Genomic DNA, 17,536 nt, shown 5'->3' on the forward strand with positions numbered 1-17,536 from the left:
CTCGCTCTGAACTCCATGTCTGTGCGAACGGCTAAGTTTTAATCGTTCCAATCTGCCCGGCAATGCATTTTTCCATGACGTGGTCGCATAACAGCTCGAAGTCCTGCACCGCCCGCGCACGGGGCTTCACGTACCGAACCGGCTGTCCGCACCCGAAGGCCTCCGCCAGAGCGATGTCCGTACGGATCCCAGCCAGGAGGCGCTCCCGGCCGAACCGGCTCGCGAGCTGCTCGAGGGCCTCCCGCTGCATCGTGATCCGGAGATCCACCTGCACCGGCACGATCGAGAGGCCGCGCAGACCGGGATTGAGGCTCGTCGCCACCCGGAAGAACGCGCGCGCGAACTGCCCGACGCCGTCCACCGCGAGGTGGCTGAGCTGTGTCGGAACCAAGACGTGGTGCGCGCTCGCCAGGGCGCTGATCAGCAGGGCGTCGGCCGTCGGTGCGGTGTCGATCAGGATCACCGCGTAATCCGTCGCCAGGGGCTTCAGCGCCGCCGCGAGGCCGAGGGGCGCGACGGCGCCGTCGGGGCCCGAGAAGCCGCGATCGGCCGGCAGCACGTCCACGTTCGGCACGGCGGTGCGCCGCACGGCGCGCCCGAGATCCGTCACCCCGGTGCCGCGGAACAGGTCGTGCACCGTCGGCTCGCCGGGCCTCGCCCGCACGCCGAAGCCGAGGCCGGCATGGCCCTGGCTGTCGAGGTCGACGAGCAGCACCCGCCGGCCGCGCTCCGCGAGGCTTGCGGCGAGATTCACGGCCGTCGTGGTCTTGGCGGTGCCGCCCTTGCGGTTCGCCACGGCGAGGATGCGCCCGGTCCCCGGCTCGGTCATCCGCGCTCGGCCTCCGCGGCGCCTTCCGCGGCGGCCTCGGGCAGCGCGGCCAGGCAGGCCGCCGGCACGGCTCCGGCCGGCCGGCCGCGGAGGGCGGGTGCCGCGACCATCAGCACCTGGAGGACCGCCGTGTGGAGCCACGCCGCGCCGGTGAGGTCGACGACGGCCTCCGGGGTGGCGCGCAGGATATCGAGCAGCGGCTCGGCATCCTCGACCGGGCAGTGGCCCGAGAGCCGGATGCGGGCGCCGCTGTGTTCGAGGGCCATCAGAGCAGATCCGACAGGTTGAGGACGAGGAGAACCCTTCCGTCGCCGAGGAGCGCCGTCCCGGAGAAGCCCGCGAGGCCGGCGAGGAGACCGTCGAGGGGCCGCACGATGACCTCCATGCGCTCGCGGAAGCCGTCGACCACGATGCCGACCCGCTCGCGTCCGACACGGGCGACCATGACGGCCTCCTCCTCCGGCGGCGCGTCCGAGGCCGCCGGGAGGCCCAGGCTGTCGGCGAGCCGGATCAGGGGGATCATCGCGTCTCGCAGGACGAAGGTCTCGCGCTGCTTGATCCGGTGGATCTGGTCCCGCGGAACCTTCACGGTCTCGGCCACCGCGTCCATGGCGACCCCGTATTGCTGGCCCCGCGCCACCACGGTGACGATGCGGGTCACCGCCATGGTCAGGGGCAGCTGCACGGTCACGCAGGTGCCCGCGCCCGGCTGGCTCGCGAGCCAGACGTCGCCGCCCGCCCTGCGCACCGCGCTGCGCACGACGTCCATCCCGACGCCCCGACCCGAGAGGTCCGAGACCTGATCCCGCGTCGAGAAGCCGGGCGCGAAGACGAGGTTGACGAGATCCTCCGCGGTCATCTGGGCGGCCTGATCCGGGCCGATCAGGCCGCTGCGCAGCGCCTTCTCGCGGACCGCCTCCGGGTCGATGCCGCGGCCGTCATCGGCCACCTCGATGATGACGTTGTCGTTCTCCTGCCGCGCCGCGAGCCGCAGGGTGCCGCGCGCCGGCTTCCCGGCGGCGATCCGGATCGCGGGGGTCTCGATGCCGTGATCGAGGGCGTTGCGGACCATGTGGATCAGCGGGTCGGCGAGGCTCTCCAGCACGTTCTTGTCGGCCTCGGTCTCCTCGCCCAGGATCACCAGCTCGACCTCCTTGCCGAGCTTGCGCGTGATGTCGCGGACGAGCCGGGGGAAGCGCTGGAAAACCTGGCTCACCGGCATCATGCGGATCGCCATGACGCCGACCTGCAAGCTCTGGGCGATCCGGTCGATGACCGCGTACTGCTCCTTGATCTCCCGACCGAGCTGGCGCGAGCCGCTGACCTGCTCGACGCGTCCGGCGAGATAGGCGAGCCCGTTCTTGGCGACCGTCAGCTCGGCCGCGAAGTTCATCAGGGCGTCGACCTTGCCCTGCTCGACCCGCAGCATGCGCGCCGGACCCTTGGCGTCGGGGCCGGATCCCTCCGGGGCATCGCGCGGCCCGGTCGCCGGCGGCGGGGCCGCGGTGGGCCGCGGCGCGGGATCTCCGGAGGGTGTCGGCATCGGCGGTGCGGCGGCCGCGCCGCTCGCCACGCCGCGGAGGACGGCGCCGAGGGTCTCGGTGGCGCCCGCGCGCGCTCGGCCCAGGGCTGCTTCCAGGGCGGCGGCCCGGCCGGGCACCAGATGCGGCAGGCAGCGCCGCACCACCGTGCGCACGGACTCGAACCGGCCCTCCGCGACGGCCGGGTCCGTCGGCACGGCCAGCATCTCGGCCTGCGCGGCGAGGATCGCCTCTGCCTGCTGGCGCAGGGCGAGGTCCGGGGCGGGCGCCTCTGCGGGCGGCCGATCGGTCGGCGGCGAACCCGAGGCCGGCCGCGGGCCGCCGAGGTCGGCGGCGAGGCGGCGCAGCGTCTCGGTCTCCGCCGTGGCGGCCAGCGCCGCGATCCAGCGCAGGGCGCAGGCCTGCCGGGTCCCGGCGCCGACGATCCCCAGTAGGGCGGCGGCGGCGGCGGCGAGGTCCGCCCGGGCGTCCTCGGCGAGGAGCGTCCCGGCCCGCGCGGCGAAGTCGCCGAACACCTCGGCCTCATCCTCCGTCCCGGTCAGGACGATCAGGTCGTCCGGCCGGATCGCGCCGACCCGGACCTGATCGGCGACGTAGCGCAGATGATCGGCGACCGCCTCGGCGTCGGCGACGCACAGAACCTCGAAGCGGAGCCAGCTCAGCACCGGATCGCAGGTCTCCGGCGACGGAGTTGCGGCGCGCGGCCGTACCCGCAGCGCGACGAGGCCCGGGGCCTGCGCCACCAGATGGGCCGGGTCGTCGCCGCGGAAGAAGCAGGTCTCGTCGGGCTCGTAGTGCCAGACGGTCAGGGGGGCGCCCGAGGCCGCGGCGCGCCTCCAGGCGGCCTGCCGGTCCGCCTCGGGGAGGTCGGCGAGCCAGTCCGGCGGCCCGTAATCGGCCCGCGCGACGGTGGCCTCGATCGCCGCGGGGAGCCACGCCCGCAGGGCCGTCACCCGGCTCGCCATCACGGCGTCGGCGTCGTCCGGCAGGACCGCGCGGCTCTCCAGGACGTCGATCCAGTGGCCGACCAGATCGAGGCTGTCGAGGAGCCCGTCCACGATGGCGGGTTCCAGGACGAGCGTACCGGCCCGGACCTCGACCAGAAGGTCCTCGGCCGCGTGGACCAGATGGGTCAGCGGCGCGATCTCGAACAGGCCGGACGTGCCCTTGAGGGTGTGCACCGCCCGAAAGACGTCGTCGAGGGATTCGGCGCCCGGCGACTTCTCCAGGGCCAGCATGCCGCTCCCCGCGCGCTCCAGGAGCTCGCGGGCCTCGGGGATGAACTGGGCGAGCAGGGCGTTGGTCACGGTGCGGCTCCGGCCATCACGGTGGCGACCGCGACGAGGGCGTCCGGGCGCACCGGCTTGACGAGGTAGAGGTTGGCGCCCGCCGCGAAGGCCCGCGCGCGGTCGGCGCCGGCGCTCTCCGTGGAGATCATCACGGCCGGCACCGCCTGGAGCTCCGGCATGGTCCGGCCCTGCCGCAGGAAGGCGTAGCCGTCCATCTTGGGCATGTTCACGTCGACGAGGACGAGGTCGAAGCCCTCGGCGACGGCCTTCTCCAGGCCCTCGTAGCCGTTCACGGCCTCCTCGACCGCGAAGCCGGCCTCTTCCAGCACGTCGCGGTAGTACAGGCGCACCGTGGTGGCGTCGTCGATGACGAGGATCCTGGCCATGTCAGGCCTCCGCGCTCAGGGGCTTCTGGTAGACGATCGCCTCCGCGAACTTCCGGAGGTCGAACAGCGCGGAGATCCGGCTCATCGACTCGGAATGGCCGAGGCAGACGAAGCCACCGGGATCGAGCGCCTCGTAGAGCGTCTGGGCGGCGCCGCGGCGGGACGCGTCGTCGAAGTAGATCAGCAGGTTGCGGCAGAACACGACGTCGAAGCCGCGGAACTGCCGGGTCGAGAGCGGGTCCGAGAGGTTGACCCGCGCGAAGGCGATCGACTCGCGGATGTCCGGGATCACCTCGTGGGCGCCCTGCACCCGCCGGGTGTAGCGCTCCAGGGTCGCCCGGGGGACGTGCTGGACCGCGCGGTCGCCGTAGAGGCCGCGCTTGGCTTGGTCGAGCACGGCGGTGTCGATGTCCGAGGCGACGATCTCGATGTCGTACCGGTCGACCTCCGGCCACGTGTCGAGGAGCTGGAAGGCGATCGAGTAGGGCTCCTCGCCGGTCGAGCAGGGCACCGACCAGATCCGCACCGGCTCGCCCGGCCGCTTGCGCCGGGTGACCTCCGGGAGGATCGACCGGACGAGGCAGCGGAACTGGTACTCCTCGCGGTAGAAGTAGGTCTCGTTGACGGTCATCAGGTTGACGAGCGTCTGGAACTCCTGGCCGCTGGCCTGGAATCGCAGGGTGTTGAAGTAGTCGCGGAAAACCGGCAGCGCGCTCGCGAGCATCCGCTCCTGCAGGCGCTTGTCGACGAAGTAGCGCTTGTTGTCGGCGAACATGATGCCGGTCTTGCGGTAGAAGAAGTCGCGGAAGCGGACGAAGTCGGCATCGGTGACGACGGGCGTCGGCGGCGGGAACGGTGCGGTCATGCCGGCCGCCGGTCAGGTGATGCGGCGGCAGGCGGCCCTGGCCGCGAAGCGCAGGAACGGCGCGTCGGGGAAGCGGGCGGCGGCGGCCTCGATCTCCGGCACCATCTCGGGCGTGCCGATCTCGGCGAGCACGTCGAGGGCGGCGGCGCAGACGTTGACGTGCCCGTCCTCGGCCAGGACCCGGCGGGCGTAGGTCGCGGCCGCCGGGTGGCGCAGGGAGACCAGCACGTTCACCGCGAAGATCCGGCGGTCGCTGTCGGGATCGGCGAGGGCCCGCTCGAGGGCGCCGAGCACCGCCGCGTCCATCTCCTGCAGCGTCTCGATCGCGGCGTTGCGCAGCCAGACGTCCTCCGAGCCCAGCAGGCCGAACAGGCGCTCGGCCGCCGCCGGGGTGCCGATGCGGCCGAGGGCGCCGAGGATCGCCTCGCCGACGCTCCGGTCCGCCTCGCGGCCGAGGCGGTCGGCCAGCAGGCCGGCGGCGTCGGGATCGGCGGCCAGGCGATGGGCCGCGTCGCGGCGCCCGGCGGCCGTCGGGCCCTCCAGGGCGATCCGGGGATCCTCCAGGGCTTCCGCCGGCGCGGGGAGGGCGGGGTGCTTGCGGACCAGGGCCATGGCAGTCTCGGTGTCGATCTCAGGACAGCCAGCCGACGAGCTGGGCCGGGATGGAGCGGGCGGGCAGCGTCAGGGTCGCGCCGCCGAGGCGGATCAGCTCGGCCGGCATGCCGAACACGACGGCGCTCGACTCGGCCTCCGCGATGGTGCGGCCGCCGGCAGCCCGCAGGGCCGCCAGGGCGGCGGCGCCGTCGTCGCCCATGCCGGTGAGTTCGACGCCGATCAGGGCTTCGGGCAGCAGGTGATCCCGGGCGCTGCGGACGAGGCGGTCGACGCTGGGGTGCCAGCGCAGGGCCGGGTCGCTCGGGACGGTGGCGACCGCGAGCCGGCCGAGCCGGCGCTCGATCACCACGTCGGCGTCGCCCCGGCCGATGTAGACGCGGCCCGCCGCGAGGGGGACCGGGGCGGTCACCTCCACCACCCCCAGGGCGCAGAGGCGGTCCAGGCGCTGGGCGAAGGCCCCCGTGAAGGAGCCCGGCATGTGCTGGGCGATCACGACCGGCCAGGGCAGGTCGGCCGGAAGCTCCGGCAGGATCTCCTCCAGCGTCCGCGGTCCCCCGGTCGACACGCCGATCAGGACGCAGCCCTCCACGCGGGCCGCGGTCCGGGGCGCCGGGCGGCGCTTCGCGATCTCGCCGCGCCCGCGCCGGACCCGGTCGAGGAGGCCGCGGGCGCGGCCGGGCTTGGCCCGGGCCGCGACGCGGACCTTGGCGACCATCTCGTCCCGGACCTCGCCGATGTTGAGGGAGACGGTGCCGCCGGGCTTCTCCACGTAATCGACGGCGCCGAGCTGCATCGCCTCCAGGGTCACGGCGGCGCTCTCGCGGGTCAGCGACGAGACCATGACCACCGGGCGCGGGCGCGCCGCCATGATCTCGCCGAGGCAGGTGAGTCCGTCCATCTCGGGCATGTTGATGTCGAGGGTGACCACGTCGGGCTCGAAGCTGTCGATCTGGTCCAGGGCGTCGCGGCCGTTGCGCGCCGTGCGCACCTCGAACTGGCCCGTCTCCTCGAAGATCAGGCGAAGGTGTTTGCGCATCAGAGCGGAGTCGTCGACGATCAGGAGCTTGGGCATGGCGGGTTGCGTGGCAGGAGCGGCCTCGGACCGGGCCCGGAGACGGCGGCTCAGGCCGCCTGCAGATCCGCGACCTCGTGCCGGCTGAGGAGCCGGTCGACGTTCACCATCAGGATGATCCGCTTGGCGGCGGCGAGGTTGGCGACCCACTCCACGGCGCTGTCTTCGTCCTGCGCGAGGTCCGGCGCCGGCACGATGGCCGAGCGGGGGATCTTCAGGACCTCCGAGACCGAGTCGACGATGAAGCCGGTCCGCACCCCCGCGATCGCGAAGACCATGATGCGCTGGCGGTCGTTGCGCGCGGCCTCCGGGAGCCGGAAGCGGCGGCGCTGGTCGACCACCGGCAGCACCGCCCCCCGCAGGTTGACGATGCCCTCAATGAAGCCGGGCGTCCGCGGCACGTGGGTGAGCTGCTCGGGGACGCGGACGATCTCGTGCACGGCGTCGATCGGCACGCCGTACTCCTCGTCCGCCAGGCGGAAGACGACGAACTGCTCCTCCTCGTCGGCGCGCGTCGGCGCGGTCGCGGTCTGACGTTCCTGCACGGGTCCCTCCTCTGCGGCTCCGAGGCCGGCGAGGCCGCCGGCGATCCCGGTGGTGGCGAACAGGCGGGCGGCCGACAGGATCGAGACCAGCCGCCTGCCGCCGCCGAGCCGGCAGATCGCCTCGACCTCGCGCAGCGCGTCGCCCTGCGCGAGCAGGTCGGGCAGCGGGTCGACCACCGCGCGGGGCACCCGCAGCACCTCCTTCACCGTGTCGGTGACGATGCCGACGGAGCCGGCGGCTTCCCGGGAGGCGACCACCACGATCCGGTTCTGCTCTCCCAGGGGCACGCCCGGCAGCCCGAACAGCGCCCGCAGGCTGACCAGGGGCAGCAACCGGTCGCGCAGGTTGATCACACCGATGACGTGGCGCTCGGCCTTCGGCAGCTCGCTGACGCGGTCGGGGACCTGGACGATCTCCTGCACCTGCTCGATCGGCAGGGCGTATTCCTGGCCCGCGAGCTCGAAGGACACGAGCTGGATCTCGTCGGAGAGCCCGGCCTCGCCCTCCGGCCGCGCCGAGGCCGCGCCGCCGGCCTCGATCGGCCCGACCGCGTTCCGTCCGCCCGACCCGCCCTCTGCGCCGGCGCGCACGGACCCGCTGCGCTGCAGCAGGCGCCCGAGATCGATGATCAGCACGATGCCGGCCGGCCGCTTGATCACGCCCGCGAGCAGCTCGGTCGCCGCGGTGGCGGTGAGGCCGTCAGTCCCCTCGATCTCCCCGGGCTCGGCGGTGATCACGCTCGCCATCCGGTCGACCACGAAGCCGGAGGTCCCGCCAGCGCCGCCGCCGTCGCCGGACCCCTGGCCGACCACGACCACCCGGGCGGCGTCGTCGTGGACCCGGTCGGGCAGCTCGAACAGCCGCCGCAGGCTCGCCACCGGCAGGACCGAGCCGCGCAGGTTGGCCAGTCCCACCAGGGCGGGGGGTGCCAGGGGAACGTCGACCATGTCGGGCAGGCGGATGATCTCCTGCACCTCCGCGAGGGGCACCGCGTAGGTCTCGCGGGCGACGTGGAAGGTCACGAACTGGAGCGCGGAGGCGGTCTCCGACCGGTCGGTCGCGGCCGAGGCTGAGGCGTCGTTGGACATGGCGGGCTCCGGGCTGAGCAGGATTCGGGTGGGGCCGTCCCGGCCGGGCGCGTCTCAGTCCTGGTTCTGGAGTTCGTCGGCCAGCGACGCGACCTCCTCGATGGCGGCGGCGAGTTCCTCCGCGCCGTTCGCCTGCTCGCGGGCGGCCTGCTGCGCCTCGTTCACCGCCTGGCCGCCCTGGCGGGCCGCCGTGGCGATCTGGTCGACGCCGCGCTTCGCCTCCTCGACGTTGCGGATGATCAGGTCGGCGCCCTGGAGGATCTGCCGGTTGCCGTCGAGCACCACGCCCATGTCGTCGGCGGTGGTCTCGAGGTCGCGGGTGATCGCCCGGTTCTTCTCGACCTCGGCGGCGGCCGCCGCGGAGATCGCCTCCAGGTCCCGGCGCACCACCACGATCTGGTCCTGGATCGCCTTCACGAGGTCCTTGATCCGCTCCGCGTTCTCCGAGGAATCCCGGGCGAGGTTGCGGATGTCGGTGGAGACCACCATGAAGCCTTTGCCGAACTCGCCGGCCCGGGCCGCCTCGATCGAGCCGTTCACCGCCAGCATGTTGGTCTGGATCGCCACCGTGGTGATCGCGTCGACGATCTTGTCGATCTTCCGGCTCACCTGCTCCAGGGCGTTGATCTGCTCTCGGCTCCGGTCGGTCTCCGCGAGGGCATTGCCGACGCCCGCGACCAGTCCGTCTACCGCGGCCCGGTTCTCCTGAAGCTGGCTCGTGATCAGGCCGCCCTTCTCCAGGGCGTCGCGGGCGCTGTCCTGGGCGAGGAGCGCTCCCTTCTCGATCTGCGCGATCGCGGCGGCCGATTGCTGCGCGGCTGCCGTCTGCTGCTGGGCGCCCCGGTCGATCTGGTCGAGCGCCGTGGTGATCTGCGCGGCGGCCCGGTTGATCTCCTCCACCGCCGAGGACAGCTCCTCGGCCGCCGAGGCGACCTCCTCGGCGCTCTTGCCGACGTCGGTGGCGTTCTTCAGCTCGTCCGCCAGGGTCGCGAGCTCGGTGGCAGCCTGCTCGCTCTCCCCGAGGGCGGTGGTCTGCTGCTCGATGGTCTTGAGCGATTGCTGGCAGGCGGAGGATTGCTCCTCGGCCGCCGCCGCGATCAGCTCGGACCCCTTCTGCGCCTCGACCGCGGCCTTCTCAGACTCGACGGCCACCCGGGCGATGGTCTCGGCGCCGCGCATGATCTCGACCATGGCCTGCCGCACCGCCTCGAGCTGGGCGGTGATCGTCTCGCCCCGCGCGACCTCTTGGCGCGCGCCCTCGGCCGCGCGGTTGATGCCCTCGGCGATGACCTTCACGTCTTCCTGGATCCGGCCGATCAGCGCCTGGATCTCCTGGGCGCTGCGCTCGGAGGTCTCCGCCAAGGTGCGGACCTCGTCGGCGACCACCGCGAAGCCCTTGCCGTGCTGGCCGGCCCGGGCCGCCTCGATGGCGGCGTTCAGGGCCAGGAGATTGGTCTGGTCGGCGATGCGAGCGACGGCGCGGACGATGTCGCCGATATTGGCCGCCTGCCGCTCCAGCTCGACGATCAGCGTGACCGAGGCCGCCTGACGCTCGGCCGCCGTGGCGATCGAGCCGACGCTGAGCCGGATCTGCTGGCTCACGCCGGCGATGAGTCCCTGGAGCGCCTCCGATTTCTGGCGCGAGGTCTCGGCCTCGGTGCGGGCGGTGCCGATTACCTCCGACACGGTCGTGACGGCGCGCTGCGACTGCTCGGAGGCCCCGGCCGCCTCCTCGGCGCCGGCGGCGATCTGCTCCATCGCCTTGCGCAGCTCCTCGGCCGCCGACGAGGCCTCGGCGACGCCGCTGGCGAGCTGGGTTGTCGCCGCCGCGATGCGCTCCGCCGCCTTCTGCTGCTTGGCGAAGGTCCGGGCCTTGCGCCGGCTCTCCTCGTTGAGGCGCCCGAGCTGGCTCAGACTGGCCGGCTCGCCCTTCCGGACCTGCGCGTGCGATCCCGACAGGGCGGCTTTCTTCACGAGGGCCATGGCGGCGTTTCCTTCACTTGAAGTCGCGGCTGTACGTCGCCGCCCCCAGGCTAGGACCCGCGACGCGCAAGTCTTACGAAGCATCAAGTTGCGAATCAATGAACGAGAACACGATTTTTGAGCAATGATCCGCTGTAGGTGCCGCCATATCCGTGCATATGAAGATCAATATTTGGAGTATATCTACAAAATGACTGGCTTTAAGATAGGACATTGGATTATGAATATGGATATACTGCAACCAATATGGAAATATGCGCTGGCAACAATCCTGTTCGCCGGTCGCTGCTGTATCGAGCCGGCGGTTTGGCCAAGCCCCTCGGCGGACCCGCGGGGCCCGCAGGCCGGAGCGAGCGCGATCTGAAGTTCCGCGCCGCCCGAGGTCGCGCCGAATGGAGAGCCGTTTGTGGGGCACGGCCCGGTCGAACACCGCAACCCGGACTGGCGATGGTCTGAGCGGGAACCCGGCCCGAGCGACCCCGACCCGATCTCAGTTGCAACCGTCGCAGATGCTGCCTTCGATCTTGTCGGTCAGAGCGCGCTCGCGCCGCCGCTGCTCCGGGGTCGGCACCTCGCCGGGGCCGAGAGACGTGCCGGGCGGCTTGGTGACGCCGAGGCTGTTGGTGTTCGGCGCCGTGATGGTCGAGACCGGGCCGCCGCCCGTGCCGGTCTGGTCGGGCGCTCGCGTCTGCACCGCGAGCGGGGTGATGAGGGCGAGGCTCAGCGCACCGAGCGTCGCGGTACCGAGGAATCCGCGGATCATGGAAGGTCTCCCGTCGCCGGGAGAACGGGAAACGTGGCCGCCGGTTGCGTGGCCTAGCGCCGCCGCGCGGGCTCGCGCCGGAACACCCCGACCATCTCGACATGGCCCGAATGGCGGAACTGGTCGACCGGCGTGACGGTCTCCAGCCGGTAACCGCCGGCGACCAGCGTCGCCGCGTCCCGCGCGAAGGTTCCGGCGTCGCAGGCGATGCCGATCACCAGGGGCACGCGGGCGGCGGCAAGCTGGCGGGCCTGGGCCTCCGCGCCGGCCCGCGGCGGGTCGAACACCACCGCGTCGAAGGCATCGAGTTCGGGGGGCAGCAGGGGCCGCCGGAACAGGTCGCGGCGCTCGCCGCTGATCTTGCGCAGGCCCGCGGCGGCGCGCGCGGCCCGCTCGAGGCCCGCGAGGGCCGCGGCATCGGATTCGACGGCGTGGACCGCGGCCGTCCGGGCGATCGCCAGCGTCAGCGGCCCGCAGCCCGCGAACAGGTCGGCGACGCGCCGGATGCGGGGGCCGAGGGCCGCCAGAGTCAGGTCGCAGAGCGTCGCCTGACCGGCCGCGGTCGCCTGGAGGAATCCGCCGGGGGCCGGGTAGAGGCGGGTCGCCGCGGCGGGGCCGTCCGCCGTGACCGAGACCGGCTCGGCCTCCATCAGGCGCTCGCCGTGCAGGGAGAGCCGAGCGAGGCCGAGTTCGCCGGCGATCCGCACCAGCGCGGCGCCGACGCCGGCGCTGACCGGTCCGTGACCGCGCAGGTCGACGTCTAGGCCCTGGTCGGTGGCCGTCACGGCGACGTCGAGGGGCTTGCGCCCGTGGCCCAGCGGGGCGGCGAGGCGGCGCGCGACCTCCGGGGCCGGGTGGAGCGCCGGCACGGTGATCGGGCAATGGTCGATCGGCACCAGCGCGTGGCTGCGCGCCGGCATCAGCCCAGCCTCGGCCCGGCCGCCGATCTCCCGCACGTGCAGGGTGAGGCGGCGGCGTCCCGCCCCGTGGGCGTCGATGGCCGGCCCGGGCGTCACGTCGAGGCGCGCCTGGGACAGGGCCTGGGCGACGAGGTCGCGCTTCCAGGCGAGTTCCGCGGTCCGCGCGAGGTGCTGGGTGCGGCAGCCGCCGCAGCGCATGTAGTACGGGCAGAACGGCTCGACCCGGTCGGGCGAGGCCTGCGCTAGGCCGAGCAGGGCGCCGCGCCGCGCCTCCCGGCGGATCTCCGCGCGTTCCCCGGGCAGCGTGTAGGGGACTAAGGTCCCGTCCTCGGCGATCCCGTCGCCGCGGGCGCCGAGCTCCCGGATCGTGACCGTCTCGCTATCCGCTGGCTCGCTCACGGCAACCTCGCACCGATCAGGAATTCGGCATTGCCGTCGCCGCCCGGCACCGGCGAGTCGATCAGGCCCAGGATCGCGGCCCCGAGCCCCTCGAGGGTCCCGCGGACGGCCGCGCAGACCTCGGCGTGGACCGCCGGGTCGCGCACGAGGCCGCCGCGGCCGACCCGGGCGCGGCCGGCCTCGAATTGCGGCTTGATCAGCGCGACGATCGCCGAGCCCGGCCTCAGCAGGCCCGGGAGGGCCGGCAGCACGAGGCGCAGGCCGATGAAGCTCACGTCCACGCTCGCGAGGTCGGGGGGCGGGACGAGGGCCTCCGGGCCGAGGCCGCGGATGTCGGTGCCCTCGCGGTTGGTCACGCGCGGGTCCCCGGCGAGCCGCGGATGGAGCTGGCCTCGGCCCACGTCGAGGGCGTGGACGTGGCGGGCGCCGCGGGCGAGCAGCACGTCGGTGAAGCCGCCCGTCGAGGCGCCGACGTCGAGGGCGACCCGGCCCTCCGGATCGACGCCGAACGCGTCCAGCGCGGCGGCGAGCTTGAGGCCGCCGCGGGAGGCGTAGGGGTGCTCGGGCTCCGCCTCGACCCGCGCCCCCGGGGCGATCGGGTCCGAGGCGCGCGCGAGCGGGCGCCCGTCGACCCGCACGAGCCCGGCACGGATCGCCGCCTGGGCCCGGGCCCGGCTCTCGAAATGGCCGTGCGCCACGAGATACAGGTCGGCGCGCCGCGGCGCAGGGTTCTCCGCGGGATCGTCCGCGGGGGCCGCGCGGTCCGGGCTGGTCCGGTCTCGGGTCATCGGGGCTTCGTGCGGTTCCGGCAGGTCTGCGGCGGAGGTTTCGGGCCGCCGCCCTGTCGAAGGCCGGCGCGCTCCCTAACTAGACCGGGCCGTAAAGGAGAGCCACCGCATGACCCGCACCCTGCCGCTGCTCGCACTGCTCGGGACCGCCGCCGCCGGCGGCGCCCTGGCACAGGAGCCTCCCAAGGAGGCGGCCAAACCGGCAGAGACCTACACGGCGCCGATCAAGAACGCGAAGGGCGACCCGATCGGCACGCTGGCGATCCGCGACGGGGCAAATGCCCTGGTCCTGCGCGTGACGATCCAGCCCGGTGGCCTGCCGCCCGGCTGGCACGGGATGCATTTCCACGCCGTGGGCGACTGCTCGGACCCGAAGTTCATGAACTCCAAGGCGCACGTGAACCACGACCAGAGCAAGCACGGGCTGCTCAACGCGGAGGGCCCCGACGAGGGCGACCTGCCGAACCTCTACGCGGCGCAGGACGGCTCGGCCAATGCCGAGGTCTCCAGCGAGACGCCGCTGAACGGCGAGGGCGGCCTGAAGGACGGGGACGGCGCGGCGCTGATCATCCACGCCAACGAGGACGACCACAACACCCAGCCGATCGGCGGTGCCGGCGACCGCGTCGCCTGCGGGGTGATCAAGTAGTCGTCGCGGACGGGGACGGCACGGCCGGCGGGATCTGCCGCGGCCGGCCGTCCTCGTCGATGGCCACGAAGGTGAAGGTGGCCTGCGTGACCCGCTCGCGGACCTGGGTGCAGAACCGCCGTGCCCAGGCCTCGACCTCGATCTTCATCGAGGTCCGGCCGACATGCGACACCCGGGTGTAGACGCACAGCACGTCGCCGACCCGGACCGGCCGGATGAAGGTCATCGATTCCAGCGCCACGGTGACCACCCGGCCCTGCGCCCGGTCGACGCCCGCGATGCCGCCGGCCTGGTCCATCTGCGACAGCACCCAGCCGCCGAAGATGTCGCCGTTGGCGTTGGTGTCGGCCGGCATGGCGATGGTGCGCACCGTGAGATCGCCCTTGGGCAGATCGACCTCAGCGGGCGGCGCGCCTCCGGCCGGTGAGAGTGCGACGTGCTGCATGCCGTCCATCCGCCCCCCGCACGCCGTCAGGACATCACGCCGGCGAGCTTGAGCCCCGCCGCCAGCAGAACGGCGACCGCGCTCAGGATGCATTCGAGCGGGATGGATTGCCAGAGGTCCGGCGCCGCCGCCGCGGGCTCGGCGCGTTGCGCAATATCGTTCATCGAGCTTCCTCTCGGGTGCGCCGATCTGCCGTCGGCGGTCCCGTTACCGGCACGATAAAGCAAGGCTCGCGGTCGCGCACCCCGAATCGGGGCGTGAAAAAGCCCGGCGGCTCGCTGGAGCCGCCGGGCCGGTCAGGTCGGAGAGCCGATCAGTAGTAGAACCGACGGCGCCAGTAGGGACGACGGTAGTAGGGCCGCGGGCCGTAGTAGAACCGGCGGCCGTAGTACGGGCGGCGCCAGTAGGGCCGCGGGCCGTAGAACCGGCGACGGTAGTAGTACTGGGCCTTCTCGGCCACCGCCGGCGCGGCTTCGGCGGGCAGAGCCAGCCCCGGGCCGATGGGCGCGGCGGACGCGCCCTCCGGCGCCGCGGCCGCGAAGCCCAGCGCCAGCAGGGCCGCGAGCAGGAATTTCCTCAGCACGGTCTCGACTCCCTTTGTGTCATTCGTCCTGGTCGACGAACCGCGCAGGGCGACGGGCTCCGCTCGGTCCGAACCGCTGCAACGCGTGGGCGAGCGGAAGCGTTGCAGCTTAACCGCTGCGACGTTTCGGACAGGGTTGATCGCAGGTTGAGACGCGCGGGGTCAGGCGATCTTCGTCGTCATGTCCTCGATGCGCGCCTCGGCGCTCTGGCGGACCAACGCGATGCCGTGCTCGCAATCCTCGCGGCGGACATAGCCTTCGCCCGAATCGGCGATCACCTCGCCGTTGCGCGCCCGCAGGCGCCAGCGCCACTCGCCCTTGGCGTCCCGGTAGAGTTCGAACCGCATGTCGCAGGCCCCCGCTTCGTCCATCCCTCAGATGGGGGCGCGCCCGCGCAAGGGAAGGCGGGGCGGTGAGGGCGCCGCGGGGCGGACGGGCCACCGAGCGGCGCGCGTGCGCGATCGGCCGCCGGGATTCGAGTTAGAATTTTTCTTCCTCTCATTGTACGCTTCGCCGATCGGGATCCGGGACGCCTGAACAATAACGGGACGCCCGCGGCCGGTGAGGAAGAGAGTATGAACGAGATCGTCCAGCCCGAGGCCTACTCGGAGGTCTTCTACGGAGGCTGCCCGCACGATTGCCCCGACACGTGCTCGATGCTGTTCGAGGTGAAGGGCGGCGAGCTCCTGAGCGTGCGCGGCAACCCGGACCACCCGATGACCCGCGGCGGTCTCTGCGTGAAGCTGAAGGATTACGAGAAGCGCCACTACCACCCCGACCGGCTACTCTACCCGATGAAGCGCGTCGGCCCGAAGGGCTCGAAGCAGTTCGAGCGGATCACCTGGGACGAGGCGCTGGACACCATCGTCACCCGCTGGAAGGCGATCATCGACCAGTACGGGCCGCAGGCCATCGCGCCCTACAGCTACCTCGGCAACCAGGGCCTCGTGCACGGGCTGAACGGCGGCGACGCGTTCTTCAACCGCATGGGCGCCACCGTGACCGAGCGGACCTTCTGCGGCGAGGGCTCATGCACGGCCTGGCTCCTCACCGTCGGTCCGACGGCCGGCCTCGACCCGGACAGCTACATCCATTCCAAGTACATCGTCATCTGGGCTTGCAACTCGGTCAGCACGAACCTGCACCACTGGGCGATCGTGAAGGACGCCCAGAAGAAGGGCGCCAAGGTCGTGGTGATCGACACCTACGCGTCGCGCACCGCCAAGGCCGCCGACTGGCACATCGCGCCGAAGCCCGGCACCGACGGCGCGCTCGCCATGGCGCTGATCAACTCGATCATCGAACAGGGCCTCGTCGACCAGGACTACGTCGACAACCACACGGTCGGCTTCGCGGAGCTGAAGGAGCGGGCCAGCACGCGCACGCCCGAATGGGCCGCGGCGATCACCGGCGTCTCCGCCGACGACATCCGGAAGCTCGCCCGCGAGATGGCGACCGAGCAGCCGGTGGGCATCCGCATCGGCGTGGCGCTGGAGCGGCACTACGGCGGCGGCCAGACCATCCGGGCGGTGACCTGCATCCCGGCGCTGACCGGCGCGTGGCGCCATGTCGGCGGCGGCATCACGCAGTTCGGCGTCTGGGAGCATCCCTACAAGTTCGACGTCATCTGCCGCCCGGACCTGATCCCGGAGGGGACCCGGGTCGTCTCGAACCTTCAGATCGGCCGGGCGCTCACCGGCGAGATGCAGCTCGACCCGCCGATCATGTCGATGATGTGCTGGAACTCGAACCCCGTGACGCAGGCGCCCGAGACCGACAAGATCGTCGAGGGGCTGATGCGCGAGGACCTGTTCATGGTCTCGGCCGAGCACTTCATCTCGGACACCGCCTCCTACGCCGACATCCTGCTGCCCGCCACCATGGGCGCCGAGATGGAGGACATGATCCTCTCCTGGGGGCACCTCTACCTGACCTACAACACCAAGTGCGCCGAGGCGCCGGGCGAGGCGATCCCCAACAACGAGATCTTCCGCCGGCTGGCCGCCCGGCTCGGCTTCGAGGAGGAGAACTTCAAGTGGAGCGACAGCGAGTGCCTTGAGCACTACGTCGACTGGTCATCGCCGGCCTGCGAGGGCATCGACCTCCAGTACATGCGCGAGCACGGCTTCGCCCGGCTCAAGGTCGGCACGCCGGACGACCGGGCGCCGCACCGGGAGGGCAACTTCCCGACACCGACCGGCAAGTGCATGCTGAAGGTGGAGGGCGCCACGAACTTCGTCGCCCCGCCCTTCCGGCAGATGTACGAGGGCTTCCAGCCCGGCGAGGCGCTCGACCCGCTGCCGGACTACCTCGGCCCGCGCGAGTCGCACACGAACGATCCCGAACTCGCCAAGCGCTACCCGCTCAACATCGTCTCGCCCAAGAGCCACTACTTCCTGAACTCCTGCTACGCCAACATGGAGGACAAGCAGAAGGGCCAGGGCGAGCAGTTCGTGATGATCAGCCAAGCCGACGCCGGCGCGCGCGGCATCCGGGACGGCGACCGGGTGCAGGTCGCCAACGACCGCGGCGCCTTCAAGGGCGTGGCCCGCATCACCGACGACGTGAAGGCAGGGATCGTGGTGGCGACGCTGGGCTACTGGCGCCAGCTCAACGAGGGCACGGTGAACAGCATCTCGTCCGGCGCCTTCACCGATATGGGCCACGCGCCCTCGTTCTCCGACAACCTCGTCGAGGTCTCACGGGCGAACTGAACGGCTCCGCGCGCGGCGATCCGCTCCCGATCGCCGCGCCGGGTTCACACGGAGGGTCGA

18 protein-coding genes are annotated in these 17,536 nt (G+C 72.3%); 2 read left to right on the plus strand and 16 right to left on the minus strand.

The features are described 5' to 3' along the window. Positions 1-31 precede the first annotated feature (31 nt). The 12 genes from ABIC30_RS26750 to ABIC30_RS26805 all read right to left on the minus strand — a co-directional run bounded on the left by ABIC30_RS26750 (position 32) and on the right by ABIC30_RS26805 (position 13,084). On the minus strand, positions 32-829 hold the full coding sequence (locus tag ABIC30_RS26750; protein ID WP_234081280.1) for a ParA family protein: 798 nt from the start codon (positions 827-829) through the stop codon (positions 32-34). Then, positions 826-1,095: a hypothetical protein gene (locus tag ABIC30_RS26755; RefSeq protein WP_042672513.1), complete on the minus strand. Its 270-nt coding sequence runs from the start codon at positions 1,093-1,095 to the stop codon at positions 826-828. Before ABIC30_RS26755 ends, ABIC30_RS26750 begins: the two co-directional genes overlap by 4 nt. After that, entirely contained in the window at positions 1,095-3,677 is a 2,583-nt protein-coding gene (locus ABIC30_RS26760; protein ID WP_354456369.1) for a chemotaxis protein CheA, read from the minus strand. The genes ABIC30_RS26755 and ABIC30_RS26760 overlap by 1 nt, the downstream gene beginning before the upstream one ends. Further along, positions 3,674-4,045, minus strand: coding sequence for a response regulator transcription factor (locus ABIC30_RS26765; protein ID WP_020095615.1), 372 nt, complete (start codon positions 4,043-4,045; stop codon positions 3,674-3,676). The genes ABIC30_RS26760 and ABIC30_RS26765 overlap by 4 nt, the downstream gene beginning before the upstream one ends. Before the next feature lies 1 nt (position 4,046). Beyond that, complete coding sequence (locus ABIC30_RS26770; protein ID WP_091927700.1) at positions 4,047-4,910, minus strand: CheR family methyltransferase; 864 nt, start codon at positions 4,908-4,910, stop codon at positions 4,047-4,049. A gap of 12 nt (positions 4,911-4,922) precedes the next feature. Beyond that, positions 4,923-5,522, minus strand: a complete 600-nt coding sequence (locus tag ABIC30_RS26775; protein ID WP_100253164.1) for a HEAT repeat domain-containing protein — start codon at positions 5,520-5,522, stop codon at positions 4,923-4,925. Positions 5,523-5,541: 19 nt separating this feature from the next. Beyond that, entirely contained in the window at positions 5,542-6,597 is a 1,056-nt protein-coding gene (cheB, locus tag ABIC30_RS26780) for a chemotaxis-specific protein-glutamate methyltransferase CheB (RefSeq protein WP_091980855.1), read from the minus strand. A 50-nt stretch (positions 6,598-6,647) separates the two neighbouring features. Beyond that, positions 6,648-8,231 carry a chemotaxis protein CheW gene (locus ABIC30_RS26785; RefSeq protein ID WP_020095619.1) on the minus strand — a complete coding sequence of 528 codons (1,584 nt, stop codon included), beginning with the start codon at positions 8,229-8,231 and terminating at the stop codon, positions 6,648-6,650. A 54-nt stretch (positions 8,232-8,285) separates the two neighbouring features. After that, positions 8,286-10,214 carry a methyl-accepting chemotaxis protein gene (locus ABIC30_RS26790; protein ID WP_103986039.1) on the minus strand — a complete coding sequence of 643 codons (1,929 nt, stop codon included), beginning with the start codon at positions 10,212-10,214 and terminating at the stop codon, positions 8,286-8,288. Positions 10,215-10,704: 490 nt separating this feature from the next. Further along, the gene (locus tag ABIC30_RS26795) at positions 10,705-10,977 is read right to left on the minus strand and encodes a hypothetical protein (RefSeq protein WP_020095622.1); all 273 of its coding nucleotides are present in this window, start codon (positions 10,975-10,977) and stop codon (positions 10,705-10,707) included. Positions 10,978-11,030: 53 nt separating this feature from the next. Further along, positions 11,031-12,296: a class I SAM-dependent RNA methyltransferase gene (locus tag ABIC30_RS26800; protein ID WP_042672474.1), complete on the minus strand. Its 1,266-nt coding sequence runs from the start codon at positions 12,294-12,296 to the stop codon at positions 11,031-11,033. After that, positions 12,293-13,084 (minus strand): TlyA family RNA methyltransferase, encoded by a 792-nt coding sequence (locus tag ABIC30_RS26805; protein ID WP_020095624.1) that lies wholly within the window; start codon positions 13,082-13,084, stop codon positions 12,293-12,295. The genes ABIC30_RS26800 and ABIC30_RS26805 overlap by 4 nt, the downstream gene beginning before the upstream one ends. Positions 13,085-13,193: 109 nt before the next feature. Between ABIC30_RS26805 and ABIC30_RS26810 the strand changes: the two genes are divergently transcribed. Beyond that, positions 13,194-13,733, plus strand: coding sequence for a superoxide dismutase family protein (locus ABIC30_RS26810; protein WP_020095625.1), 540 nt, complete (start codon positions 13,194-13,196; stop codon positions 13,731-13,733). Here ABIC30_RS26810 and ABIC30_RS26815 read toward each other — a convergent pair. The 4 genes from ABIC30_RS26815 to ABIC30_RS26830 form a co-directional block, all read right to left on the minus strand. Next, entirely contained in the window at positions 13,726-14,178 is a 453-nt protein-coding gene (locus ABIC30_RS26815; RefSeq protein WP_020095626.1) for an acyl-CoA thioesterase, read from the minus strand. The genes ABIC30_RS26810 and ABIC30_RS26815 overlap by 8 nt on opposite strands. Before the next feature lie 26 nt (positions 14,179-14,204). Further along, on the minus strand, positions 14,205-14,342 hold the full coding sequence (locus ABIC30_RS26820) for a hypothetical protein (protein ID WP_020095627.1): 138 nt from the start codon (positions 14,340-14,342) through the stop codon (positions 14,205-14,207). Between the two features lie 149 nt (positions 14,343-14,491). Further along, the gene (locus ABIC30_RS26825) at positions 14,492-14,761 is read right to left on the minus strand and encodes a hypothetical protein (RefSeq protein WP_020095628.1); all 270 of its coding nucleotides are present in this window, start codon (positions 14,759-14,761) and stop codon (positions 14,492-14,494) included. A 162-nt stretch (positions 14,762-14,923) separates the two neighbouring features. Beyond that, the gene (locus tag ABIC30_RS26830) at positions 14,924-15,109 is read right to left on the minus strand and encodes a YegP family protein (RefSeq protein WP_026605317.1); all 186 of its coding nucleotides are present in this window, start codon (positions 15,107-15,109) and stop codon (positions 14,924-14,926) included. Positions 15,110-15,337: 228 nt separating this feature from the next. Between ABIC30_RS26830 and ABIC30_RS26835 the strand changes: the two genes are divergently transcribed. Then, positions 15,338-17,476 (plus strand): molybdopterin-containing oxidoreductase family protein, encoded by a 2,139-nt coding sequence (locus tag ABIC30_RS26835; protein WP_020095630.1) that lies wholly within the window; start codon positions 15,338-15,340, stop codon positions 17,474-17,476. The last annotated feature ends 60 nt before the right edge of the window (positions 17,477-17,536 follow it).

The sequence above is a fragment of the Methylobacterium sp. 1030 genome, from assembly GCF_040544715.1.
Taxonomy (GTDB): Bacteria; Pseudomonadota; Alphaproteobacteria; order Rhizobiales; family Beijerinckiaceae; genus Methylobacterium.